Origin of the sequence: Pseudodesulfovibrio piezophilus C1TLV30 (assembly GCF_000341895.1) — a bacterium.
GTDB lineage: Bacteria > Desulfobacterota > Desulfovibrionia > Desulfovibrionales > Desulfovibrionaceae > Pseudodesulfovibrio > Pseudodesulfovibrio piezophilus.
On record NC_020409.1, the window covers coordinates 458,568 to 483,641 of the forward strand.

Annotated in this window: 23 protein-coding genes, 1 tRNA gene and 1 pseudogene; 17 read left to right on the forward strand and 8 right to left on the reverse strand. The window is 42.4% G+C overall.

Annotation, left to right across the window (positions count from 1 at the left end; genetic code table 11):
• Positions 1-23: 23 nt before the first annotated feature.
• Positions 24-815: an undecaprenyl-diphosphate phosphatase gene (locus BN4_RS02250; protein WP_015413724.1), complete on the reverse strand. Its 792-nt coding sequence runs from the start codon at positions 813-815 to the stop codon at positions 24-26.
• Between the two features lie 124 nt (positions 816-939).
• Here BN4_RS02250 and BN4_RS02255 point away from each other — a divergent pair, with 124 nt between their 5' ends.
• Genes BN4_RS02255 through BN4_RS02265 form a run of 3 tightly spaced genes read left to right on the forward strand, consistent with a single transcriptional unit; the run spans position 940 to position 3,433 of the window.
• Positions 940-1,128, forward strand: coding sequence for a hypothetical protein (locus BN4_RS02255; RefSeq protein ID WP_015413725.1), 189 nt, complete (start codon positions 940-942; stop codon positions 1,126-1,128).
• 2 nt (positions 1,129-1,130) lie between these two features.
• Entirely contained in the window at positions 1,131-2,297 is a 1,167-nt protein-coding gene (gene lptF, locus BN4_RS02260; protein WP_015413726.1) for an LPS export ABC transporter permease LptF, read from the forward strand.
• Positions 2,294-3,433 carry an LptF/LptG family permease gene (locus BN4_RS02265; RefSeq protein WP_015413727.1) on the forward strand — a complete coding sequence of 380 codons (1,140 nt, stop codon included), beginning with the start codon at positions 2,294-2,296 and terminating at the stop codon, positions 3,431-3,433. The genes lptF and BN4_RS02265 overlap by 4 nt, the downstream gene beginning before the upstream one ends.
• A 1-nt stretch (position 3,434) precedes the next feature.
• Here BN4_RS02265 and yihA read toward each other — a convergent pair whose 3' ends face one another.
• On the reverse strand, positions 3,435-4,016 hold the full coding sequence (yihA, locus tag BN4_RS02270) for a ribosome biogenesis GTP-binding protein YihA/YsxC (protein ID WP_015413728.1): 582 nt from the start codon (positions 4,014-4,016) through the stop codon (positions 3,435-3,437).
• Between the two features lie 118 nt (positions 4,017-4,134).
• Here yihA and BN4_RS02275 point away from each other — a divergent pair, with 118 nt between their 5' ends.
• The 4 genes from BN4_RS02275 to BN4_RS02290 all read left to right on the forward strand — a co-directional run bounded on the left by BN4_RS02275 (position 4,135) and on the right by BN4_RS02290 (position 8,213).
• Positions 4,135-4,614, forward strand: coding sequence for a type II 3-dehydroquinate dehydratase (locus BN4_RS02275; protein ID WP_015413729.1), 480 nt, complete (start codon positions 4,135-4,137; stop codon positions 4,612-4,614).
• Positions 4,615-4,640: 26 nt separating this feature from the next.
• Positions 4,641-5,198, forward strand: coding sequence for an elongation factor P (efp, locus tag BN4_RS02280; RefSeq protein ID WP_015413730.1), 558 nt, complete (start codon positions 4,641-4,643; stop codon positions 5,196-5,198).
• 88 nt (positions 5,199-5,286) lie between these two features.
• Positions 5,287-7,506, forward strand: coding sequence for a DNA translocase FtsK (locus BN4_RS02285; RefSeq protein ID WP_015413731.1), 2,220 nt, complete (start codon positions 5,287-5,289; stop codon positions 7,504-7,506).
• Positions 7,507-7,520: 14 nt separating this feature from the next.
• Positions 7,521-8,213: a LolA family protein gene (locus BN4_RS02290; RefSeq protein ID WP_015413732.1), complete on the forward strand. Its 693-nt coding sequence runs from the start codon at positions 7,521-7,523 to the stop codon at positions 8,211-8,213.
• Here the strand turns inward: BN4_RS02290 and BN4_RS02295 are convergent.
• Both BN4_RS02295 and yedF read right to left on the reverse strand, forming a co-directional pair.
• Positions 8,210-8,962, reverse strand: a complete 753-nt coding sequence (locus BN4_RS02295; RefSeq protein ID WP_015413733.1) for a pseudouridine synthase — start codon at positions 8,960-8,962, stop codon at positions 8,210-8,212. The genes BN4_RS02290 and BN4_RS02295 overlap by 4 nt on opposite strands.
• An 85-nt stretch (positions 8,963-9,047) precedes the next feature.
• Positions 9,048-9,662 carry a sulfurtransferase-like selenium metabolism protein YedF gene (gene yedF, locus BN4_RS02300; protein ID WP_015413734.1) on the reverse strand — a complete coding sequence of 205 codons (615 nt, stop codon included), beginning with the start codon at positions 9,660-9,662 and terminating at the stop codon, positions 9,048-9,050.
• Positions 9,663-9,823: 161 nt separating this feature from the next.
• Between yedF and BN4_RS02305 the strand changes: the two genes are divergently transcribed.
• Complete coding sequence (locus BN4_RS02305) at positions 9,824-10,471, forward strand: lysophospholipid acyltransferase family protein (protein WP_015413735.1); 648 nt, start codon at positions 9,824-9,826, stop codon at positions 10,469-10,471.
• 98 nt (positions 10,472-10,569) lie between these two features.
• Here the strand turns inward: BN4_RS02305 and gcvT are convergent, their stop codons facing one another.
• The gene (gene gcvT, locus BN4_RS02310; RefSeq protein WP_015413736.1) at positions 10,570-11,655 is read right to left on the reverse strand and encodes a glycine cleavage system aminomethyltransferase GcvT; all 1,086 of its coding nucleotides are present in this window, start codon (positions 11,653-11,655) and stop codon (positions 10,570-10,572) included.
• Positions 11,656-11,676: 21 nt separating this feature from the next.
• On the reverse strand, positions 11,677-13,419 hold the full coding sequence (locus BN4_RS02315) for a hypothetical protein (RefSeq protein ID WP_015413737.1): 1,743 nt from the start codon (positions 13,417-13,419) through the stop codon (positions 11,677-11,679).
• Between the two features lie 279 nt (positions 13,420-13,698).
• On the opposite strand from BN4_RS02315, the gene BN4_RS18030 reads away from it, so the two are divergent.
• On the forward strand, positions 13,699-13,902 hold the full coding sequence (locus tag BN4_RS18030) for a DUF6485 family protein (protein WP_083863061.1): 204 nt from the start codon (positions 13,699-13,701) through the stop codon (positions 13,900-13,902).
• Positions 13,903-13,945: 43 nt separating this feature from the next.
• Here the strand turns inward: BN4_RS18030 and BN4_RS02320 are convergent, their stop codons facing one another.
• Positions 13,946-14,482: an NUDIX hydrolase gene (locus BN4_RS02320; protein WP_015413738.1), complete on the reverse strand. Its 537-nt coding sequence runs from the start codon at positions 14,480-14,482 to the stop codon at positions 13,946-13,948.
• A gap of 103 nt (positions 14,483-14,585) precedes the next feature.
• On the opposite strand from BN4_RS02320, the gene rimI reads away from it, so the two are divergent.
• From rimI to BN4_RS02355, 6 genes and pseudogenes are all read left to right on the forward strand, one after another.
• Positions 14,586-15,041 (forward strand): ribosomal protein S18-alanine N-acetyltransferase, encoded by a 456-nt coding sequence (gene rimI / locus BN4_RS02325; protein ID WP_015413739.1) that lies wholly within the window; start codon positions 14,586-14,588, stop codon positions 15,039-15,041.
• Positions 15,038-16,255: a phosphoglycerate kinase gene (locus BN4_RS02330; protein ID WP_015413740.1), complete on the forward strand. Its 1,218-nt coding sequence runs from the start codon at positions 15,038-15,040 to the stop codon at positions 16,253-16,255. The genes rimI and BN4_RS02330 overlap by 4 nt, the downstream gene beginning before the upstream one ends.
• Positions 16,252-17,025 (forward strand): triose-phosphate isomerase, encoded by a 774-nt coding sequence (gene tpiA, locus BN4_RS02335; RefSeq protein ID WP_015413741.1) that lies wholly within the window; start codon positions 16,252-16,254, stop codon positions 17,023-17,025. Before BN4_RS02330 ends, tpiA begins: the two co-directional genes overlap by 4 nt.
• A gap of 24 nt (positions 17,026-17,049) precedes the next feature.
• Entirely contained in the window at positions 17,050-17,397 is a 348-nt protein-coding gene (gene secG / locus BN4_RS02340) for a preprotein translocase subunit SecG (RefSeq protein ID WP_015413742.1), read from the forward strand.
• A gap of 16 nt (positions 17,398-17,413) precedes the next feature.
• A tRNA-Leu gene (locus BN4_RS02345) sits at positions 17,414-17,500 on the forward strand.
• A gap of 233 nt (positions 17,501-17,733) precedes the next feature.
• Positions 17,734-18,751, forward strand: a pseudogene (locus BN4_RS02355) (IS3 family transposase).
• A gap of 407 nt (positions 18,752-19,158) precedes the next feature.
• On the opposite strand, the gene BN4_RS02360 reads toward BN4_RS02355, so the two are convergent.
• Positions 19,159-21,246, reverse strand: a complete 2,088-nt coding sequence (locus BN4_RS02360) for a tetratricopeptide repeat protein (RefSeq protein ID WP_015413744.1) — start codon at positions 21,244-21,246, stop codon at positions 19,159-19,161.
• A 427-nt stretch (positions 21,247-21,673) separates the two neighbouring features.
• On the opposite strand from BN4_RS02360, the gene bioA reads away from it, so the two are divergent.
• Together bioA and BN4_RS02370 are read left to right on the forward strand one after the other, a co-directional pair.
• Positions 21,674-23,686, forward strand: coding sequence for an adenosylmethionine--8-amino-7-oxononanoate transaminase (bioA, locus tag BN4_RS17450; protein WP_015413745.1), 2,013 nt, complete (start codon positions 21,674-21,676; stop codon positions 23,684-23,686).
• Complete coding sequence (locus tag BN4_RS02370) at positions 23,687-25,009, forward strand: sodium:solute symporter family protein (protein WP_015413746.1); 1,323 nt, start codon at positions 23,687-23,689, stop codon at positions 25,007-25,009.
• Positions 25,010-25,074: the final 65 nt, after the last annotated feature.

Genomic DNA, 25,074 nt, shown 5'->3' on the forward strand with positions numbered 1-25,074 from the left:
AAAATTTAAATTTATGGAATTAATCACAAAAATAGCAAAATTATTGGAACTAACATCAGACGATATATAGCAAATGGACGTAGAGAGAGTTTGCCAAGAAGATAAATAAATCCCTTAATGGCACACCAGGCTGAAAGGAAGGATACGCTAAAACCTACTGAGAGGAAAAAAAGATCATTTGAGTTAAAAAGTTGGTAATTTTTTAAAAAATCATAGCCGGTCGCAGCAAACATAATCGGGACTGCTGCTAGAAAGGAATATTCCGCAGCTACAGAGCGTTTTACACCAAGAAGCATTCCACCCATGATTGTTGCAGCAGAACGCGAAAAACCTGGCCACAGGGCTAAACATTGAAAGCAGCCAATTCCAAAAGCTAACCACGGTGATATTTCATCTACTGAAGAAATGCGCTCTCTCTTAGGCACCGATTCCACGACAATAATCATGACAGCTCCAGCCCCAAGAGCCCATGCGACAGTGGTAGGACTGAAAAGATACAGTTTTATGTATTTATGTGTAAGAAGGCCAAGCAAGGAGGCTGGGATAGATGTCAGGAAAAGAAGATATATACCGTATTTCCCAGAGAATTTTATATTCTGCTTGGGTGTAAGCAATCCCCAAAATCTATCCCAGTACACAACGACCACAGCTAGAATTGCGCCGAGTTGGATAACTATATCAAATGTTTCAGCCTTAGCCCCTACGAACCCAAGAACATGGCCAGCGATAATCAGGTGACCTGTGCTTGAAACTGGAAGGAATTCAGTCATTCCTTCGATAATCCCCAAAATGATTGCAATATATAATGGCGGCATAAAGTCCTCGTCAGAGTGGAGTAAAAGAGGGTAGAATAAAGAGGGCTATCTCAAGAAACCGTCTCTTGCAAGCCCTTGAAAGGTGATGTATTTCCTGACTGAATCAATTAAAAGTAGAGGAAGTATGGCAACAATAATTACCCAAAATGAATTGACACGCAAAGCGGTCGCCTGGATTAGTGAGCAAATTCAAGTCAATGACATTCTTTATTCGCACTATTTATTAGAGAAAGCTGCCGTGCGGTTTAATCTGAGTCCTAAAGATGTGGATTTTCTTCAACGGTTTTATAGGGAAGAACAAGGTTTAGTTTAACTGTGAAATTACTTCATAAACAAATCTTTTTCGAGCTACTGCGTCTTTTTGGTCTCACTGTTTCCTGCTTGCTTGGCTTAATACTGATTGGGCGGATGCTCCAACTGAGAAGTCTTTTTCTGTCTCAGAATATTGGTTTTTTCAATATTTTACAGTTGTTCTTTTTTCTTATGCCTTTTTTCCTCCTATTGATAACTCCGATCGCAACGATGCTGAGTGTGTTTTTGACATTTCTCAGAATGAGTACAGATAATGAATTGACTGCACTCAAGGCTAATGGGGTCAGTCTTTATAAAATGCTTCCAGCACCAATCTTATTTTGTACTCTATGTACACTTTTTACGTTTGCCATATCTTTCTGGGGACTTGCCTGGGGCATGGATATGTTTAAAGTAAAACTTTATGATTTCGCAAAAACTCATTCAAAATTCGCGTTGCAACCGGGTGTCTTCAATAAGGAATTCCCAGGTATTACTTTCTATGCGCATCAGGTTGATAATGAGAAAGGGGAGTTGAAGTTTGCTTTTGTCAGGGATGAATCAATTAAAGGGACTTCAGTCATTGTTACTGCTCCCGAGGCGAGAATAGTCTCAACGCCGGAGACAGCTGAAGTGAAAGTCATATTCAACAAAGGTAAAATTTTCCGTCAAGATGGAGACGAATTAAATATACTCAAATTCGGAACTTATTCAGTCAAATTAGATCTTGGGAAACTTCTTGGAGGTTTTAATTTTACTGAACAAAAAGCGAAAGATATGACATTCGAACGCCTGAGTGAGATTAGAAGAATGCCTTCCTCGGCTCCATCCGCATCCCCTCGTTTTTATAGGAAGGTTGATACTGAGTATTTCAAAAGGTTAACTCTTCCCTTGGGATGTCTCATTTTGGGGCTATTTGCTATCCCGATAGCGTATGTTTTTCGAGGACTAAAGCAACAATATGGGCTTGTAATGGCTATGGGACTTTTTTTGGTGTATTATTCAATGTTTTCTATAGGGGTAAGTATGGGGGAATCCGGCTCAATTCCGCCGATTTATGGCCTTTGGCTGCCCAACATTCTTTATGTATTAATCGCCTTATTGGGTATTAAATATGCGAATGAAGAGCGAACTCTCCCCGTTGTTGACTGGATTACGCATATGAAAAGTAAGGGGGGCCTAAGTACATGAGGGCTTTGGGAATAGGAGTCTTACCCCGCTATCTTATTAGGCAGAACCTCTATCTTATGATGATCTGCCTCTCTGCTGGAACGTGTATTTATTTGCTTTCAGATGTCTTTGATCGTCTTGATGATTTTATTCGCGCGGGATTAGGTGCTGAAACAATACTGTTCTATTTCTTTGTCAAAATACCTCTGATTGTTTCGCAATTGCTTCCAGCTATTTTTCTTCTGTCTATGGTGATCCAATTAGGCATACTCAACAAAAGCAGAGAAATGCTTGCCTTGCGGGCCGGTGGAGTTTCCTTTGCATGGTTTATTCGATTTTTCTTGATATATGCTGTCGTGTGGAGTTGTGGACAGCTTGTCTTCTCTCAATTTCTTGGGGTTTTTGGCGAAGTGGAAGCCAATCGTATTTGGAAAGAAGATGTTCATAACAAGCATCTAGATGAACTGACGATTAAAGATCTCTGGTTTCGAGATGGTCCATTTATCGTTCTTGCTCAAGAGGCGTATCCTGGAAAGAATAGGGCCGTTGGAGTTACTGTATATGAATTTGCCACGGATAATCAGGAGCTTATCCGTATCCTGCAAGCCAAGAAAGCCCTTATTGATGATAACGGTTGGGGATTGCTTGATGTTCATGAACTCGATACGAGAACATTTGTGTCAGTTCATCGACTTTCACAGTTTTTGTCTGTGCGTCAGAATCTTAAGGCGTATGCAGCAGTGGAACTCAAAGGAAATAAGGCGCAACTTCCTTTATTTGAATTGTCAAAAGCAATTACAAAATTAGAGGAATCCGGTTCAAATGTAGAGATCCTGAAAACAGCGTGGCATGGAAAATGGGCATATGCTTTTTCCATTGCAACCATGGCGCTTCTTGCCCTTGCTTTGGTTACTTTTTCAGAGAATATTTATGCAAATATAGGGATCTCTTTAATTCTGATTTTTATACAATATGGAATTCATGTCGTAGGCGCGACAGCGGGAGAGAAAGGGGTATTGACCCCTCTTCTCGCAGCGTGGATGGGGAATATTGTTATGGGAGGTGGGGCCTCTCTCAGGCTTGCATGGGTTGCCTTGCCAGGCTTTCAGTCTTCATTTCGTGGATGGGTTGTGGGTAGGCTTCCTTCAAAGGCTTAGTTTAAGGCGTTGCATACTCTGCAAAAAGCTCCCATAATTTGTCCTCTCCCATGCCTGTTTTGCTTGAAAAGCACAGTGGTGCCTTTTCCTGCTGGAGAATATCCTTCCACTGATTTTGGAGCTTAGCTCTTTCCCGTTGTTTGGGCTTATCTGATTTGGTCAAGATTGGAATTACTGGGATTCCTATACTTTTGAGATAGGATGTTAATTCAATATCCAGTTTCTGAGGCTCTAAGCGAGAATCAAGAAGTACTGCAACCGCTCGAAGTTGATGGTTGTTTTTCATGTACGCTTCTATGAGATTTGCCCATTTAGCACGTTCCGTTTTTGAACATTTAGCATATCCGTATCCGGGTAAATCAACAAGGTAGAACCCGTCAGGATCGACCCGATAATAATTGAGACTCCGGGTTTTCCCTGGCTTAGAGCTAATTTTTGCTAATTTTTTACGCCCAGCCAGTTTATTAACAAGAGACGACTTTCCGACATTAGAACGCCCAGCCAAAGCTATCTGAACTTCCGGGAAGTCCTCAAGCTGCTTGATTTCGTATATTGTTTTGACTAACTCAATGGTTCGGTTCATAAAGAGGTACCGTTTTGCTGTTGATGTTTGTGGAACGACAATGTTCTCTTTTTGAGCCACTGAGTCAAGCTGTGCGTACTCTTTTCCGTCAGCCTTTTTCTCTAGATCTGAGGGTATCATGAATAAGCTTAAAATATTAATGTTGAATGGTCCTAACTTGGGATATATTGGCAAAAGGCAGCCTGAAATATATGGTTCCCAAACAATGGAAGACATGCCGTCCCTCCTTGATCAGGTTATGGGAGACAGGGCTCTTGATATTGAATTGGAATTTTATCAATCCAACTGCGAAGGGGCCTTGATCGATAGGCTTGAAAAAGCCTGGAAAAATGGAGTAGATGGTATAGTGTTTAATGCAGGTGCTTATACCCATACCAGTCTGGCTCTTGCCGATTGCCTGGCCTGGATTGAGATTCCCTGCATTGAGGTTCACATCAGCAATATATGGGCGCGAATGGATCAACCTTTACGCCAGCAGTCAATAATGGGTGGGCAGTGCCATGGTGTTATTGCCGGTTTTGGCATTCTGGGGTATGCCCTTGCCACTTTGGCGCTCCATGAGCATCTTCTCGGTACCAACAACCCCCTATCGGCCTAGCCGTAAAAAATGAATTCGGAGAAAATATGATTTCAACCAAGGATTTCAGGACAGGCCTGAAAATTGAAATAGACAGTAAACCCTTTGAGATTGTCGAATTCCAGCACTTTAAGCCGGGCAAGGGCGGAGCTATGATCAGAACCAAGCTTCGTCAATTGAAAACCGGACAAATGCTGGATAAGACTTTCCGTTCAGGTGAAAAGGTCAAAAAGCCAGATATGGCAGTTGTCGAACAGCAGTTCATATATAAAGATGGTACTGACTTTGTATTCATGGATCTTGAGAGTTATGAACAGATGAATGTGCCAGGAGAAGCGGTTGGTGAAACAGGTGGCTTCATCAAAGAAGGTGATACAGTCAAGGTCCTTCTGTATAATGGGGAGCTTATTGGCGTGGATTTGCCAGCTAATGTCAACCTGACAGTTACGCAAACTGACCCGGGAGTGCAGGGAGATCGTGTCAGCAACGCAACCAAACCTGCTACGATGGAAACTGGCCTTGTTGTTCAGGTACCACTTTTTATTAACGAGGGCGACGTTATTAAAGTGGATACCAGAAGTAGCGAGTATCTTGGTCGCGAATAGACTGAATTTGCAACACTCTGTGAAATTTGCGTAAAAAGGTCGTGGGCAGCTCTCTGTCCAGGACCTTTTTTTCGGAAGCGAGGAATATATGGCTCAACGTACTACATCTGCTCAATTAAAAGGTAAGGGGCGAAGGAGGGAGTTTATTGGTTTATTCTTTCTTTTTCTTTCTGCTTTTTTGTTTTTGAGTGTCTTGTCTTTCCATTCCAAAGACCCCAGTTTCAACCAAGCTGTGAGCATCGGGGGGAAAGTTCAGAATGTTGTTGGACTTGCTGGAGCCTATTGTGCAGGGTTTCTCGTTGAAATATTCGGATTGGGTGCACTGGCATGGCCATTCTATTTTTTGTACATTGGACTTTCTCGTTTTGTCTCACGAATACGAATGTCTGCAATTCACTGGATCGGTGCGCTAGGTCTTTTTATTTCATTTGAAGCATGGGCTTCTCATCCTTGGATCTACACAGTCCCTGCAGATGCTTATGGATTAATGGGGGGAGGCTTTTTGGGAAGTGAGATTCTTTCACGATTTACACTGCCCTATTTACGGCCTTTAGGAGCTTTCCTTTTATGGACTTTTATTACTGTTATATCACTCCAGGCAGTTATAGGCTTTACATGGGAATCTCTCTGGGAGCTTCTGTGCCTTTGGTGGAATCGATATAACAAAGGGGCTCAAGATCGTCGGCAACAGAGAAGAGAGCGCCGAACAGCTCAACAGAGTGGGGAAAAAAAGAATCTTCAAAAGGGAAAAAATCTTGAAGCTGACTTAGATTTGGAATTCGTGGATTTGGATCAAATAAATTCTTCGAAGAAAAAATCTAAAAAAAATGGTTCATCAAAGAAAAAGATACCATCATCGTCTGTGAGAGCTACGGGGGGTGGAGACCTGCCAAGTACCGATCTTCTTTCTTCTCCACCAGAGCAGCGTACCACGCAAACTCCTGAAGTCTTGCAACCTCTTGCTGACAGACTCAAGGAATGCCTTAATGATTTTAATGTTCAGGGTGAAATCCAACAGGTTGTCCCTGGGCCGGTTGTGACGATGTTTGAGTTTAAGCCAGCACCGGGTGTTAAAGTCAGTAAAATCGAAAATTTAACAGATGACATTGCTCTTGCTCTCAAGGCCGAATCTGTGCGTATCGAAGCGCCTATTCCTGGAAAAGATAGTGTGGGAATTGAAATTCCCAATATTGATCGTGAAATTGTCTATCTTCGAGAAGTCCTCGAGTCTCGTGAGTTCACCAAAAGTGAATCTCCCCTGACATTGGCATTAGGCAAAGATATTCACGGAGCTGTCCGAACTGCTGATTTGGCGAAAATGCCTCACTTACTTGTTGCTGGTGCCACTGGAGCAGGTAAATCTGTAGGAATAAATGGTTTTTTATTGAGCTTGTTGTATAAAGCCGGTCCAGACAAAGTGAAACTGCTTCTCGTCGATCCTAAGCGTATCGAACTTGCTCCATATGCAGAACTTCCACATCTGGTACATCCTGTTGTGACTGAGATGAACCTTGCGAAAAGTGCACTGGAGTGGGCTGTTTTTGAAATGGATTGTCGATATCAGAAAATGGCTCAATTGGGAGTTCGCAATATTGAGGGGTACAACAAGAAACTGGATTCATTTGGCGGAACTCTCCCGGAAGAATTTGAACATATGAAGCCAATGCCATATTTGGTCATCATCATAGATGAATTGGCTGATTTGATGATGACAGCAGCAAAAGATGTCGAGCAGTGCATTGTCCGATTGGCCCAATTGGCACGGGCAGCCGGAATCCATTTGATCCTTGCCACACAACGCCCAAGTGTCGACGTTGTCACTGGTTTGATTAAAGCAAACTTTCCCACTCGTATTTCTTTTTTCGTAACTTCGAAGTTTGACTCACGAACTATTCTGGATGCGGTTGGTTCCGAACGTCTGCTAGGGAAGGGAGATATGCTTTTTAAACCCAGCGGGGGGAAACTGAAGCGTATGCATGGAGCCTACGTTGATGAAACAGAAATTGCACAAGTTGTAAAATTCTGGAAAGAGAATGTACCTCAGGATTTTCAGCTTGATTTTGCTGATTGGAAAAAAGAAACAAGCGGTCCTGGCGGGACTGGCGGTGTGGGGCAATCTGATGACCCTGTATATGATGAGGCTGTAGAATTTGTACTTGGCCAGGGAAAAGCTTCAATTTCACTTCTGCAACGTCGTTTTAGAATTGGATTTAACAGGGCAGCAAGATATATTGAGCAAATGGAGATGGATGGCATCCTGGGACCACAGGAAGGCAGCAAGCCTCGCAAAGTGATTGGCGCGGAATAAGTGGAGATTGTTGAATGTTGAGAAAATATTGGATCGTTGTTTTTGTTTTGATTAATTGTTTTTTTGTTTGCAACGCATGGGGAGCAGAGCAGGATTCTGCAAATCAATTCGCTGAACGTATTCAGAAGCGCTATGAAAAAATAAAGACATTCCAAGCTGAGTTTACACAAGAATTAACGAATGTTGCTAGTGGTGAAGTCGATAAACGGAAAGGCCAAATATGGTTTAAACAACCATCACAAGTGCGGTGGGAAACCTTGGAACCGGAAAAAGAGCTACTGGTCGTTGGTCCTGAGTTCGCATGGGACTATATTGCAGATGAAGAACTCGCATTGAAGTATGATGTGGCAACACTTTTTAATTCAAAAACAATTCTTCGTTTTATTTCCGGACAGGCGCGGCTTAATGACGATTTCATCGTCAAAACTGATTGGCAGGGATCAGAAGCTGTGAAGACTCGATGGGGGAAAGGGTGCATTGTCCTGCAACTCATCCCTAAAGAAGCAGAACCCGGACTTGTGATGGCTTATATTGGAGTTGAGCCGGATACTGGGATATTGCGCAAAGTTATGATTGTTGATTTTTATGGAAATGGAAATGAAGTGCAGTTGAATGATATTAAACTGAACATTGATTTCCCCACATCAATGTTTTCTTTTTTCCCGCCAGAAGGAACAACAATAGAAGATAATACCCAAGGATTTTAATTCATCTTTACGGCTTTTTTAAGCGCAAGCATTTCACTTGAGGACAATTCTCGCCATTGTCCTCTTTTTAATTTTCCTAGTTCAATAGGGCCTTGTTTGATTCTGTGCAATCGCAAAATCGTGAGTTCAAATTCATCACACATACGTCTGATTTGGCGATTTATTCCTTGGATAAGACTTAACTCCATTGTCTGCGTGCCCGCGACAGGTTTCTGACAAACAACATGCACAGGAGCGAGTTGCTCGCCATTTTTCAAAGTCATTCCAGAACGCATGGTGTGAAGCATTTTCTCAGGAATCCTCCCCCTGACTGTTACCGTATAGATTTTTGGAAGGTGGTATTTCGGATGCGTTAGGCGGTAGCAGAGATCTCCATCTGTTGTTAGGAGCAACAAGCCTTCGGAATAGTAATCAAGGCGCCCGACAGGAAAAGGCCGTAAGGCTTGTATTTCACGAGGAAGTAGGTCGAGTACTGTCTGCCTGTTTTGTGGATCATTGACAGTGGTCACAGTCTCTATCGGTTTATGCAGCATAATTGTGAGGGCTTGCCCCTGAGAAGGGAGACGAAGAGGCTGCCCATTAAATATGACCGTATCAGATGCTGGATCAACTTTGATTCCAGGCGAATCGGCGACAATTCCATTGACAGTGATTGTTCCGTTGAAAACAAGTTCATCCGCCCCCCTTCGAGAGGTCACACCGGATTGAGCGATAAATTTATTGAGACGTATTTTTACTTTTTTTTCCATGGTCGCTCTTAAGCTCATGCCAAAAGGTTGAGGAGAACATACGCAACGAGTTGATCGACTCAACTCGTTGCGAGTGATCATCGTTCTAGACGCGAATGGTCTTGGAAGCAAGTTGGAAACTTGTCACAATATCAAGCATGTTGGTGACAGTACCAACTCCTTTTTTTTCTGTGAGATTAAAATGTTCAAGACATGTACCGCACACAAGGACAGATACTCCAGCTTCTTCCAGCTTCGACAGTTCTTCCATACAAGGGCTTGTAGCAACAGCAAGTTTCACTCCGCCATTCACCATGACGACCCGCCATAAATCCTTTCCCATCTCTTTAAGTGTCAGGATAAAGTTATATATGAGCTTCTTGCCCAACTCATCATCTCCAGTACCCATCACATCAGAGGCGATAAAGACTAGAATTTTTTGCTGGTCAATCTCCGCAAGTTCCGCGTTGCTCATCTCTTCGCATGCTAAACATGCTTCCTCAGTTTTTTTTAGGCCGGTGATAACATACTCATCGCCAACAATTTCCACGTCTGTGTCATACCCCTTGGTTGAAAGAAAGCGTGAAACATTTTCTTGAGCCGCTTTATTGTCGACTTTAATTGAAATGGAAACTGGAGCTTGTTCTTCGATTGCCTGTTTGCATTTCAAAACAGGTTGAGGGCAGGGGAGCCCCTGGCATTCTATTAGTATTTGAGACATTTACGTCCTCCTTAGTCTATTAGTGAATCATATCTATCTAAAAGAGGTCAAATAGATAAGGTTGATGAATAAATAAGCATCATAATGCTCTCTCAATAATCTATCAAAACTTGCTCTCTCAAATATCTCTAGCTATTAAGAGGTGAAGGACAAAAAAAACTATGAAAATACCTATTAATCCAACGACCTTTTCTCCTCTTGTTGCCTTCTTATTTAAACTCTGGGCAAAAACACTCCGTTTTGAGGTTCATGGAGATTTGGATTCTCTTATCGCACAAAACAAGACCGGGAAATCATATGTTATTGCTTTGTGGCATGGAGAACTGTTTCCCATTGTTGCTTTTTCATTGGGTATTGCCAAGGACGTTTTTCCTTTGATCAGTCAAAGTAAAGATGGAGAATTTATCGCAAGGATTTTCAAGACGCTTGGTTTTGTGACCGTACGTGGCTCAAGTTCTCGTGGCGGGGTTAAAGCGCTTCTTCAGGCTAAAAGAATTATGGAAAAAGAAAATAAAATGGCTGTCGTAACAGTTGATGGACCTCGAGGCCCTCGTCATAAATCCAAAGATGGAGTGATTTTCATGGCACAAAGAGCAAAAGCTCAAATAGTACCTGTGCGTGCATACCCTGTTACCAGAAAAGTTTTTAGCCAGTCGTGGGATCACTTCCTCCTTCCTCTTCCTTTTTCCCGTTGTCCCATTTATATTGGGGAACCAATGCCTGTAACCGATAGAAAACTCGATAAAGGCATTCTTGCTCAAGAGAAAAATAAACTTGAAAAGGAATTGCTGTTTCTAAAGCCGAAGTAGTTTTTGTTCAAAGCAAAAGAGAAAGCCCAGCAGATTCTGCTGGGCTTTCTCTTTTGCTGGAATAAGATGTTTAAGTATCAGGAAAAGTTAATCCGTTTTTAATCAATCTTGATCCGCGCAGTTCCTTGAGTATAAAATGGAAGTGAACTTTTTTTGGCGTTCAATTCAGTACGACTTGTTTTGATGATGAATTCATCCTGCTGTGCATCTTCTGCTTTGACATATGCCAAGGCAATACAATGCCCCAGACTAGGGGCAAAAGAGCCGCTCGTGATAATGCCTGTTTTTTCACCTGAGGGAAGAAAAACAGGATCATTATGGCGTGCAGTGCGTCGCCCATCAATAGATAAAGCTATTAATGCTTCATTCTTTTGGGTCAATCCTGATTTGCCAATATAATCAGATTCTTTTTTGAGAAAAAAACCTGCCCCTGCTTCATGAGGAGTATGATTCTCATCCAGATCCTGACCATAGAGTGGGTACCCTATTTCAAGACGAAGTGTATCACGCGCTCCGAGTCCGATGGGTTGGACTCTCTCGTCCTTGATAAGTTTTTCCCATATTCCAAGGGCTGCTTCGGAAGGGAGGTAGAGCTCGTATCCCAACTCTCCAGTATAGCCGGTTCTGCTGACGATCATAGGAAATCCCTGACTGTCATCATTGGCAAAACAGAAGTACTTAAGTTGATTCCATTGTGATCCCAGAAGGGTGTTGAGGACGTCTAAACTTTGCGGGCCTTGAACATCTATTTTTGCCGTTTGTTCACTGATGTCGGCCAAAAAGAGGGAATCAGGAAGATGAGATTGAATGTGATTGAAGTCTTTTTCTCTGCAAGCACCATTAACAACTAACATGTACTCGTCTTCTGCTAGACAATAAATAATCAAGTCATCATGTATTCCGCCTCGTTCATTGAGAAGGAAGCCATATCTGCACTTATTTGGTGCCAATGTCTCGAGATCATGGCTGACGACTTTGTTTAAAGCCTTCATTGCGCCTTTTCCAGTCAGAGCAAATTCACCCATATGACTGATATCGAAAATACCAGTTTGGGTTCGAGTATGTTTGTGCTCAATCATTATTCCCTTGTATTGGACAGGCATATCGAAGCCAGCGAAAGGTGCCATTTTGGCTCCATTTTCTCTATGCCAATCGGTAAGGGGAGTCTTTGCTAAAGATTCCATTCATTCCTCCATAAACGTGTTTTAGAAAAATCCAGGGCCAGTTGAGCCAGAGGCTCGAGATTTTCTGATTGAACGGAATTCATCCAGAAGTCTCATGAACTGACCGTAGAGTATTTTGATCTTTTTACCATAAGGCGAAAGTTGAGTTTCAGAGACCTCAACATATTTTCGTCTCAGATACGGGTCGGATATCACATCGCCGCCAATGATTAGAACCTTGACGACTAGTTTGTCAAAATAGTTGACAATCTCAAATTTGAGTTCACCCAGAATTTCATTCATCAGTTCGAGCATTTGTTTGTAGGAGACTGTTTCTCCTTTGTATTTTCGATACCGCAAATCCTCAAGAATACGTACTTTTCTGGCTTGTTGTATTTGGCTGTATCGAGACCATACTTCCTGATGTAGTGCATAGTGTTCATTGAAAACATCATAGTTATCTGGGGCGAGGAGGTAGCCATCAAGCACTCGTACTACCTGTGAATAATATTCATCTGAGTAGTCGATGATACGGTGCATGTGTTTTGATAGCCATACATAGAGAACTTTAAGTCTTTTCTCATGAGTATCCGTATTATTGATTAACTCATTACGCTTGTAGTTTACTTTAATCCGATATTCACCTTGAACAATATCATTAAGACGTAAAATCATATTGTGAACATTTTGAATGATATTGAGATTGTCAATCACCTCACCTGTCACAGGGTGAATGACTTCTTGCCTCAAAACAGACAAGGCTCGTTCTTCTCTTACATTTTTAGGGCTATATTCATGCTGTTGATATATAACGCGAAGAATGACAATCCGCTTCTTTACATCAACAAAGAAACCTCTTTCTTCAAGCATGGATATCGTGTCTTTTTGATTTTCATTGACTTGGACAAGGGCGGTTTTTTCTACTCGGGGATATTTTTTTAAATGTTTTGGGGTTGTTGCAGGTGGAGACATCATCGTTGTTATAGTTCGATCACTTTGTCCAAGAACACGCACTATAAAGCGCTCGCCAGAGCGTAATAGGCGTATGGCAAACATGGCAGAGGAGGTGCGTCTTTCAGAAACAATTGGGAAACCGTGAAGTTCCATCATGAATTGATAGACGAAGAGCCTATTGCATTCATACATAAGGTTATCACCCGGACGGAACTTGCCAATTTTTAACCCAAACTGTTTCAATTCACTGTCCAAGTTTGAGGGAAGAGAAGCATATATTCCTTGTAGAGTAAATTCCCCGGTGGAATCATGAGCAAGAACATGAGCTCGTTCGAGTTCTAAAAGGAATCGAAGGAGTCCTCCATAATTCTTCATTGTCGTGATATCTGTATCATCAAACTTCTTGATAAATTCTTGATGGTGTCTTTTAGGAAGGCGGCTTTGATACGTCCGAAGATTAGTAGCTATTAAGTTATCTTCAATGAGACATGAGTCTTTTCCTTGCATATCATTCCAATCGGAAAGAGCATGAAGTGCATCATATTGAAAGACTTCTTGAAAGGAATTCAGTTGACGCTCAAAGGCGACCAGGCTCATCCCAGGAAGTGCTTTATATTCATAAAGATCGACCTCAAAGGATGGGAGCAGTTCCCTTGCTTCAACAAGAGGGTAGTTTTCATTTATGAAATAAGGTTTCAGGAGACAATGTTTTATGTGACTGTAATCAAGGAACTCCTTGAGATCTTCCAAAGTCTGCAACTTTGGTTCCTTGGAGTTTTTCCTGACATATTTTTTATAAGCAGGTGCTTTGCTGAATGCTTTCTTCCACATGGATATTTATCCGTGATCTGCTAATGGTAAAGATACTCTGTGAATAAAATTACTACAATTAAGAATATATATACCTATCTTATCAAAAATTCAACGGATTTGACAATATCTTCGCTGTGTCAGGCGTTGAAAGAATTTCATTTTATTGTCTTTAAAAACTGCCTGGAAGTACGTCGGTTGTGACAATAATAGACTAGAATCGTTGACACAAAATATGAGTTTGTCTAAAGTCCTTATGGTACTTATGGCTGTTGTTATAGCGTTGGTGGAGAAGGTGTTATGAAGAAAAAAGATCAATGTCCACGATCAAAGATTAATGAACAATACTGCACATGTACACACTCGTGCGACAAGCATGGTTTGTGTTGCGAATGTCTTCACTACCATCGTCAACGAGGGGAAATTCCAGCTTGTTACTTTACAAGTGATGAGGAAAAGACTTTCAATAGAAGTGTTGAGTTTTTTATCCAAAGACGCTCTTAGGAGAGGCTGGCGTAAGAAGTTTTTTGCTTTCAGTCTTCAGGAGCTAATGATTGAAGAGAAAACCTGTTTCCCATAATGTAACGAGGTTTGGAGTTAAGAGTTCTCGAAATTCTTTGATCAGACAGGTTAATTCCTCTCTGGAGAAGTAATATCCTTCCGAAACCTCTTCAACATTGGGAGATATTGGTTGTATATTCTTGTAAACGGAGAAAATTGTAACATTTTCAAACCCTGTTTCAGGACATGCTGCAAGTGATTGTGTGAATTGAGGAGAGTCCACCTCAAGGTGCAACTTGGTCTCAAGCACTCGAAAAACAGCATCAAGAGAAGATTCTCCCACCAAAGGGTGTGTACGAGCTGAAACATCCCATCTGCCTGGAAAAAAACGTTTTCTTTTATTTCTTTTTTGTAGGTAGATTTTTTTTTGGGGATTAAAAACAAGTACTTGTACAGAACGATGCTTGAGAAGTTGTCTGTGAACAAGATCCTTGGGGAGTACTGCAAAAGGGGAGTTGTTATCATCAACGACTTCAACAACGTGGCTGGATGCATATTGGTCGAGTAATACTTTTTCCGGCACTTTCCCTTCTTCCCTTTTTTTTGACATGATTAACGAGAATAATGTGTGTGTACACTTTCCCCTCATACATTACTAGTATAGAGAAAACCATGAGGGCCATATAATGGACCAGACTGTAGTCAGGCTCACTGCGGTGGATTTAGATGAGGTGGTTGAGCTTGAAAGCATCTGTTTTGCTTACCATTGGACACGTGAGCAGTTCCTTTTGGGGCTTGACCGAGGTATTTTTACTATCCTTGGAACATGGGCCGCAGGTACTCTGGTCAGTTATATCGCTTTCTCTCTTATTGAAGATGAGATGGAGATTCTTAATCTTGCGGTCCATCCTGCGCACAGGAAAAAAGGGCTTGCAACGCTATTGTTGACTGAAGCTTTTAAAATATGTCGTAAGCAAGCGATCAAGAAAAGTTATTTAGATGTCAAAAGGTCAAATTTTCAAGCAATTGGATTATATCGTAAGTTTGGCTATAGGCAGACTGGGGTCCGCCTAAATTACTATCCGGATACAAAAGAAGATGCTTTGTTGTTCATGTATGACTTTACTTCAGAGATTTTATGAAAGGAAAGACCATGTTATTTATAGATCAGATCGATATTAAAGGGAAAAAACTGCTATTTCGGGTTGATTTTAATGTTCCGCAAGATGCTGGAACTATAACAGATGATAATCGTATTAGAGCTGCCATACCAACATTGAAATATGCCTTGGATCAAGGAGCTGCCATCATTTTATGTGCTCACCTTGGTAAGCCGGGGGGCAAGGTTGTGCCAGAGTTGTCTCTGGCTTCAGTTGCCGAGAGAACTGGCGAACTTTTGGGGATCAATGTTCTTTTATCGCCGGATACGATTGGAGATATTTCACAAAAAATGGCGGCAGCATTAAAACCTGGGCAAGCATTAATGCTGGAAAATTTGCGGTTTAATCCTGAAGAGATCGGGGAAAAGGCAGAAGATCGTGGTGATTTTGGGAAGGTTTTAGCCAGTATGGCAGATGTTTATGTGAATGACGCATTCGGAGTCGCACACAGGGAGAATGCTTCTGTTGTTGATATTCCACGGTATGCGAAAGAATGTTGTGCTGGTTTTCTTATCAAACGAGAACTTGAATACCTGGGAGATGCCTTACGAGAGCCTCGTCGACCGTATGTTTGTGTGTCAGGTGGGGCAAAGGTCTCTACAAAACTTGGAATTTTGAATAATCTTTTAGGCAACGTTGATGATATCATTATTGGTGGAGCCATGGCCAATACTTTTCTTCTGGCGCAGGGATATGCTGTTGGTAAATCTCTTGTCGAAGCAAATTTGGTTGAAGATGCTCAAGCTTTGATGTTGAAAGCCGAAAAACTCGGAACTCGACTCCATTTACCTATTGATTTCAAATTTGCATATTCCCATGAAGCAGTGGAGTCTGATGGAATCTGTTCTATCGAATCAGTTCCTGAAGATGCACTTGTTCTTGATATTGGCCCCCAAACGATTATAAATTTTGTGGCACTTCTTGCTCAATCAAAAACTATTGTCTGGAACGGACCTATGGGGCTTTTTGAAACACCGGCCTTCGCAGAAGGTTCCCTTGCAATTTGTCAAGCTATTGCTGAAGTAAAGGATGCCGTGAGTATTGTCGGGGGAGGGGACACGGATGCTGTCGTGCATCTTCTGGACCTTGCAGAGAAGTTTAGTTTCATTTCCACTGGTGGCGGCTCATTTCTTCAATTCCTCGAGGGAAAAGAATTGCCTGCATTCAAGACTCTAAAGGAGTGTGTAACTCAATGAAAAAATTGATGGCTGCAAATTGGAAAATGTTTAAGACGTGGGATGAAGCTCAGACTACCGCTCGGGAAATTGTCGAAATGGCCGGGGCTGTACTCCCTGAGGACAGAGAGCTTTTGGTTCTGCCTCCCTTTACTTCGCTACGAGGTGTCTCAAAACAATTTAAGAGTATCAAGGGCTTTTCAACAGGAGGGCAAAACTTTTACTGCGAAGAAGAAGGTGCCTTTACTGGCGAAATTTCTCCAAGAATGCTTACTGATGCTGGAGCGGCTTATGGTTTAACCGGACATTCTGAACGTCGCCATATCATGGGGGAGAGCGATACTCTTATAGGTAGAAAAACTGCGTATGGGGTACAAAGTGGGTTAAAAATAATCTTATGTGTTGGTGAGACTGATGATGAGCGAGAAAAAAATCAAATAGAAGTGGTTTTAAAGCGTCAACTTGATCTTGGGCTAGAAAAAATTTCAAGAAAAATTTCACCTGAAAACATTAGTATTGCCTATGAACCTGTTTGGGCAATTGGCACTGGAAAAGTTGCAGGGGAAGCAGAAATCGTAGCTGCTCATACTTTTATTAGAAAAACTCTGATTTCAATTTTTGGGAATAATGGTAATAAAATTAGGGTTTTGTATGGTGGAAGTGTGAAATCAAGTAATTGTGGTAAGATTATAGCGCTTGACAACGTCGACGGAGTATTGGTAGGAGGCGCGAGCTTGCACGGCGAAAGCTTTTCCGAGATCGTTTTAGCCAAGCGGTGCGAGTCAAATTAAACGAGTTAGTAGAAGGATAAGATTGTGGAAACTTTAGTGATTGTCATACATATTTTAGCTTGCATCTTTCTGATTGGCGCGGTAATGCTTCAGTCCGGTCACGAGGGAATGGGAGTGATCTTCGGCGGCGGTAGCTCCACCATGTTTGGTAGCTCCGGTGCAGGAGGACTTCTCGTCAAGGTAACAGCAGGTTTGGCTACAGTTTTCCTGATTACCTCTCTGACCTACAACGTCCTTACTGGCAATAAAGTCTCTGAACAGGATTCTATAATGCTCCAGGGTGAGGGTGTCGTCCAACCGATTGTTCCGGCTGAGCAGCAAAAGCCCGCCGTATCTTTCAAGGACACAGGTAACGACGCTAAGAGCGAATAGCTCATAAGCATATCGTGCCGAGGTGGTGGAATTGGTAGACACGCTGTCTTGAGGGGGCAGTGGAAGAAATTCCGTGGGGGTTCGAATCCCCCCCTCGGCACCACGTAATCAAAAGGGTTGCAGCTAACAAGCTGCAACCCTTCCTCTTTTTTACATTTTCACATTCAATTTTTTTGTCGAAAATGTATGTGTGCCCACCACCCACAAATGTGGCACAATGATGGCTAAACCGTCATCCTGCTCCGAGCGAAGGACGGTCCAGATGCCAGAGAAGTGGGTCTAAGAAACTGGACCACAGCTTAAGGTGGACATATAGAAGCCAAAGGAGGCTTTTCGATGTCCAAAAAGAGAAGAAGATTTACTGCTGAATTCAAAGCCCGAGTTGCCCTGGATGCATTGTCCGGAGAACATACTCTTTCCGAACTGGCCAGCAAGTATGGTGTCCACACCAATCAGATCTCCCAGTAGAAGATGCAAGCAAAAGAACAGATCGTTGCCGGATTTTCCGGCAAGGCCCAAAAGAGCCAGCATCCAATGCTCAGCGTCCGACGGCAATGCAGAATTCTTAGGCTGCAACGCTCAATGTATTACTATCAGCCGATCGGCGAATCTCCGTACAACTTGGCTTTGATGAAACGTATTGATGAGTTGTTCATTGAACTGCCGTACTTTGGGACTCGGAAGATGCTCAACATCTTGCGAGATGAAGGGCATTGGGTTGGCCGTGGTCGCCTGAGAAGACTCATGCGCAAGATGGGCTTAATGGTGATTTACCAAAAGCCAAGGACAAGCCAGCCACATCCGCAGCACAAGACTTATCTGGATTTGTTGCGTCATCGGGCGATTACGAAGCCCAATCAGGTTTGGTGCGCCGACATCATGTACATTTCAATGAAACGACGCTTTTTGTATCTCGTAGCAACCATGGATTGGCATAGCCGCGCAGTATTGTCGTGGCGTTTGTCGAACACAATGGATGCTGATTTTTGTGTTGCAGTCTTGGAGGATGCGATTAACCGTTATGGCGTTCCTGAGATATTTAACACGGATCAGTGGAGTCTGTTTTACCAGCTACGAGTTCACGAAGACTCTGAGGGATGCAGGGCTCCGCATCTCAAGGGAAGGCCGAGGGCGTTGGATGGACAAGGTCATGATCGAACGCCTCTGGAAGTCGTTGAAATATGAATGTGTTTATTGGCGGGAATTGAAAACAGGAAGTGAGCTACAAAGTGCTCTGGCCTGGTGGTTCAACTTCTACAATAATCGGCGTCCTCATACAACCTTTGGCGGATGCAAGTCGATGGAGATATATCACAAGCGCGCCCCCTACCCCAGAGGGGGTGGCCCCGACTAGCGGCGTAGTTACGTTAAACTGTCCACCTTAAAAACGCCGCTCAGTGATCGAACAATGTGGACCCACTTCTTATGAAGCTCGTGTACGTGCCGACTTATCAGGGGTAAAATCTCGGTCATTAAATCTCCGTATCAGGAATTTTCACCAATCATTGATCTCTTTCTCAAGGAACTCTTGTTCGCAGATCGCTTTGCTCGTGACAAACTGACATACCAAGAGTGTGAGTTGCTGATTTTATGGAGATTCTTGAAGCCGTGTTGGCAAAAAAGAAGCTGAAGACGCTTACAGCCTATATGGAGTTGTTTTGAATGATAGAAAGTAATCAGTCCGCCCCTATGTTTTTTGAGATAAAAGGTCAGATATAACTCCAGAGCACACCCACCGGCTTATAGCCGGTGGGTGTGCTCTTAAAATGGGAACTGAAAATCCTGAGTCTTATTGGGGGGCCCCATCTTATTATTAATAGCATCTATGCGAGCTTTAGCTGCCTCCCTTTGCGATTTTCTACCTGCATTTTTAACAACAGTGGTCAATAGCCTTTTTGCTGTTGGGTAGTTTCCTCTTTTTTCATAGATCAAAGAAGCTCGATACATAGCAGTAAGAGCCCATATATTTTCTTGAGGATACTTCCATGCTAGTGTGAGATAGTATTTTAAAGCAGATTCCGTATGTTTGACAGCTTGTTCTCCTTCACCAAGCCAAAAAAGGATTTCAGCTTTGAGTTCAGTTGACAGATCCTTATTTTCAGTCTGGATGACCAATAATTGTTTTTTAGCGGAAGAAAAATCACGCTGTTGCTGATAGAGGAGGGCAACTCTTAATCGAATCATTGCGGGAAGGGGAGCATTGAGCTTATCCATCTGATTGAATGTTTCGAGTGCAGCTTCATTTCTTCCAGAATCAAACTCCAAAGTTGCCTTGGCATTTAACCAGTCAATACGTTGTGATGTTGGCAATTCCGTATGGTTGATTTTGTTGAGATAAAATGCAGCCAACTGAAGGTCTTTAGCTTGAAGTGACTGGTGGGTGAGGTAGAGGAGGCACTGAGTCCCGAAGGTTGTTTTTTCAAAAAGGAAAGCTCCTCTTTTAGCCAATTCTGAAGTTGGCTTTTTTTTGAATTGAGCTTTCCAGTTGGCCAACGTCAAAAGCCTGTCGAGAGGGTAGATCTTATTAGCCAAAATTTCGAGCTTCTCATCCTGGGATGATATCCAAAATGGGGCTTCTTCGTCTGAATGATCCAGTTCTCCGGCAGCCTGACTGAGTGCAAAGAGCAGGGGAGCGGTTTGAAGATTTTGCAGACTGTCTTGGGGATATGATTCAGTAAAGTCTTTCTTTAACAAACGCATGTCAGCCAGTTGTAATGTTAGTGGAAGTTGGTTTTGGACAACACCATCCAACAACGATGGATCTAATGGACCGGTTCCGGTCGCCAAGAGAAGTGCGAGCTTGAAATGGCGAAGAAGAATCCTCGTTTCCGTGGAAAGCAACATGGAACCTAGCTCATTATCAATCGTTTTTTGGGCATCCTCAAGAGACATTACAAGAACTTTATTTCGAAACTGCGTCCATGTCGCTGAGTTTGAGTTTCCTAAAAACCAATTGTTTTTGTTATGAACAAAAGGAGCAAGTATATTCCCTTCCCAAAAAGCGCTGGCCTTAATAAATCCACCATCTTGAAAAGTCGAGAGCCCTTTAGGAACTTGTCCCTGAGCAACATAATCAATGAATGAAACCCAAAAAGATCGAAGAGGAGAATTGGAGATTGTTTGAATTTTTTCTTTGGAATCATTCACTTTTTCGAGCGAAAGCAAAGCCATTGCTTGTGAAATAGCTAATTTATCTTCTTGTGTAATTGTTAAAGTAACAGTTGACTCTTTTGCACTCGTTTTTCCCAACAAGCTAGAATTTTTGATTTTTTTTGATACAACGGACTGTGCTAATTTCCAAAAGTCTGTCCCCCAGATGTCTGAGCCTATTTGAGCGATTTGTGAGAGTACCTTTTCCTGAGAACTTCTTGAGATAGTGTAATTTGACAAGTATGCCCAATAAAGCTTTAGCCAGACATCTCCCCAGGTTGTCGCTAGTTTGGCGTCTTTAAAGTACTTGATGAGTTCTTGTTTGTTTTGAACATATGATGCTGCCTGACTGTACCACAGGACAGACTGTGGAAGTCTTCCCAGGGCTCGGTTGGCTTGACCACCTGTCCATAAACGTTCGAATTCAGTTGCGTTATCACTTAAAGTTGGGAGGGTGTTAATTAGGTCCAAAGCTTTTTCAGGAGATTTGAGGTTTAGATATGTTTTTGCTCTCTGGAGGATACTGACAGGTGATAAGGGTTCCGTGTGAGTTGCGTATTCATTTTCCAACACGTCCCATGCTTCATATTTTTTAAGCCAGTCCTCAAAAGAATCCGAAGATTTTGCGAGGGCTACGCTTGAAGTCAAGCTCCAAGCCAAAAGGGGTACCAAGAGTATGCCAGTGATTTTAAAATTCATTTGCAAACCTGTAATGTCATCGTTAGTAGGTCATTGATCCTGTATTGATAGTGTAATGTATCAGGCCTCAACAGAACTCTCAATCGTCATAAATTAAATAAGATTCGTGGTTTCGAATAAGCTTATTTTTTAAAGTTTACATAATTTACATTATGAGACAATCGTTTAAGTGTCTTAAATTAAACAATTAAATCAAAAACACTTAGGTTTTAATTTTTCGGGTTGCTCACTTACTGATAAGCTTTCGGTCTATTTTATCTGTTTTTTGTATTAATTGATGTCAGTAAATATTAGTTTTCTAAAATATGCTGTTTAAACAGATGTTTAAACAGCTCGAATAAATACAAACTTGCTCAAACTTTGGCTCCTATGTATGTTTCTTCTCCAATGTTCTCTATTTCAACCTATGAAGATAAACACACATCATATGAATGGATATTTCATCACTGGAACTGACACGGGTGTCGGTAAAACAAATGTCACTGCTGCTCTACTTCGCTGCTTCTTGGATGCTGGCCATAATGCTCTTGCGATCAAACCTATTCAAACAGGATGTCGAAAGACTGTTGATGGGTTCATTGCAGAAGATGTCGAGACTTACGCGCAGTTTACTGAAAGCTATTTTCCAAAAGGCTATCCTGATGCTTGTTGTCGAAAATTCCATCCTGCTTGTTCCCCTCATCTTGCGGCTCAACTGGTGGAAGAAGAATTGGATGTTGAAAAGCTCACTTATGACATAAAACAACTTTCTGCAGATAAACAGCTTGTTCTCGTTGAAGGCGCTGGCGGTGCCCTCGTGCCTCTTGGCCAGGGGGAAACCTTACTAGATCTTATGGAACGACTTGCCCTTCCCGTAATTTTGGTTGCAGACAACCGATTGGGAGTCGTGAACCATGCGCTTATGACAGTTAAAGCCATTCGTGAACGTGGTCTTACCCTTGCAGGTATCGTGATGACAAATACTTCCCCTGTTCAGGATGATGCTTATCTGAGGCAAAACAACATTGAGACGATCGCTGAATATGGTGATGTCTCCATTCTTGCTGAGATTCCATATTTCACGAGAGAAAAACGTGCGATATCTATAATTCATCACACGAAAAAAATAGTTGCAGCACTAGAAAAAAAAACAACAGATGATATTGACTGTGTAAAAGCTGAAGTGGATTTTGACCAGAGGTACATCTGGCACCCATATACTTCCGCTCTTAATCCTTTACCGAGTGTCAAGGTCCATGGCACACGGGGAACAAAAATTATACTGGAAGATGGAGCAGAATTAATTGATGGTATGGCCTCATGGTGGTGTGCTATCCATGGTTATGGACATCCTAAGCTCAAAAGTGCTCTCCGCTTCCAACTGGGGAGAATGTCGCATGTTATGTTCGGAGGGTTGACTCATGATCCAGCCATTAAGCTCTGTCGTAATCTACAGAAAATGACACCGGATGGCCTTGATCATGTTTTTCTCGCAGATTCCGGTTCGGTAAGTGTAGAAGTTGCCATAAAAATGGCATTGCAATACATGCAGGCGGATGGTCAGAAAAAGAGAACAAAGCTTTTTACAATACGTGGTGGATACCATGGTGACACCTCTGGGGCCATGTCTGTATGTGACCCAACAGGAGGTATGCATCACCTTTTTTCAAGTCTACTCCCCCAACAGATCTTTGCATCACGTCCATCTTGTGGGTTTGATGATGAGTTTTTCCCTGCCTGCCTTGATGAAGCCAGAGAGATAATCAGTAAACATGAAGCTGAACTTGCCGCGATAATTCTTGAACCTATCGTTCAAGGAGCTGGCGGGATGTATTTTTACCATCCACAGTATCTGTCTGGATTGCGAGCCCTCGCGAATGAATTTGGAATACTTCTTATTCTTGATGAAATAGCTACCGGATTTGGAAGGACAGGAAAGCTCTTTGCATGCGAATGGAGTGATGTCATTCCGGATATTATGTGTGTTGGGAAAGCTTTGACTGGTGGCACTATGACTTTGGCTGCCACATTGGCAACACATGAAGTTGCAGCCACCATCTCTCGTGATGGTGGTGTCTTTATGCATGGCCCGACCTTTATGGCCAATCCCCTTGCTTGCGCAGTTGCGAATGCGAGTCTTGAAATTTTACAAACAACTAATTGGGCTGATCTTGTCAATAATATTGAAGGTTGGCTGAAGGAAGCCTTGACTCCTTGTCGTAGACTTTCTGCTGTAAAAGATGTTCGAGTGCTTGGCGCTATAGGTGTGGTTGAATTAAATAGCACTGTCGATGTCGAAAAATTACAGAGTTTTTTTATTAAAAGGGGGGTCTGGTTGCGTCCATTTGGGAAACTCATATACACCATGCCTCCTTATACAATGAGCCATGATGAAATAAAAACTCTTGGCACGGCTATTTTCGATGCAATATCAACGAATGCACATGTTGAAGGGAATTAAATGTATATTCTGTCTCTCTATTTTGTTTTTTTCATAGGCATGGGGATTTATGAGTACTGCAAGCGAAAGGATTTCGAAGAATTTGCTGTGGCAGGTCGACGTTGTGGAGCAACTGTCACAGGTGTTTCCATAACAGCTTCATGCGTAGGTGCTTCTGCTACAATTGGCATGACTGGTCTGGCTTTTTCCTCAGGTACTCCGGCTTTTTGGTGGCTTGGCTCCGGTGCAGTTGGGCTTCTTGTACTCAGCACATTTCTTGCCGCCAAGACGAGACGAAGTGGTGTATACACCCTGCCTGATATGGCTGAAAAGTTTATTTCACCCTCAGCTCGACGGCTGATGGCTTTAATTATTATTCCAGCATGGGCATCAATACTTGCAGCTCAGTATATAGCAGCAGCAAAGGCTGCTACAGCTTTATCTGGTATGGACTATTCAGTTGCTCTTATCTGTTGTGCCGCTGTTATTACGACCTATACGATGCTTGGTGGACAAAACTCTATTCTCAAAAGTGATTTTGTCCAATATTTTCTTGTTATTGTTGGATTAGCGCTCGCTCTTTATTATACAGGGCATGCGTCCTCTGTTTCTCTCATGAATATTAAATTGGAATTTGTTAATGACGCTTTTCCTCTTTCAAAATGGACCTATTTCATGGTCATTGTGGGTGGGAGCTATGTCGTGTGTCCTATGCTTTTTGGGCGTTTATTTTCTACTCGAGGCGAAAAGCAAGCTCAAAACGGCGCTTTCTTCGCTGTCATATGCATTACTCTTTCTGCCATAGGCATAGTTTGTATTGGCCTTTATGCTCGAGGATTGGCACCAAGTGGAACTGATGCCGATTCCATCTTAACACAAGTAGTTCCTGCAACTATGCCCGCATGGGCAGGAACGGCCCTCTTGTTCGCTTTGCTTTCAGCCATCATCTCTTCTGCAGATTCATGCTTGATTACGGCTGCTACAGTTTTGGAGCATGATCTTATTGGTGGAAGCAATACTGGCCGATGCAGGTTGCTCATGTTTGTAATAGGATTGGGAGCACTCGGGGTTGCCAAATCCGGGGGCAGTATTCTTTCTCTTCTGCTTGCAGCAAATGACATCTATGTCTGTGGTGTTGTGGCTCCAATGTTTGTAGCAATCCTTGCGTGGAACAAACGACCGATAAATTCACTGCTGATGCTTTTAGGCATTATAGCTGGGGGCTCATTGGGCATTATGGCAGCATGGACAGGCTTCAAAATATATAGCTTTATGGGAGTTGGGCTTTCCTTAACACTTTCAATAGCCGCCCTACTCCCTTCTCGGTCATTTGCAAAATCTTGATTATTCATAAGTCATAATATGTTATATTGCTTGTTCCACATAAAAAAGCCTGCCATCAAAGATGG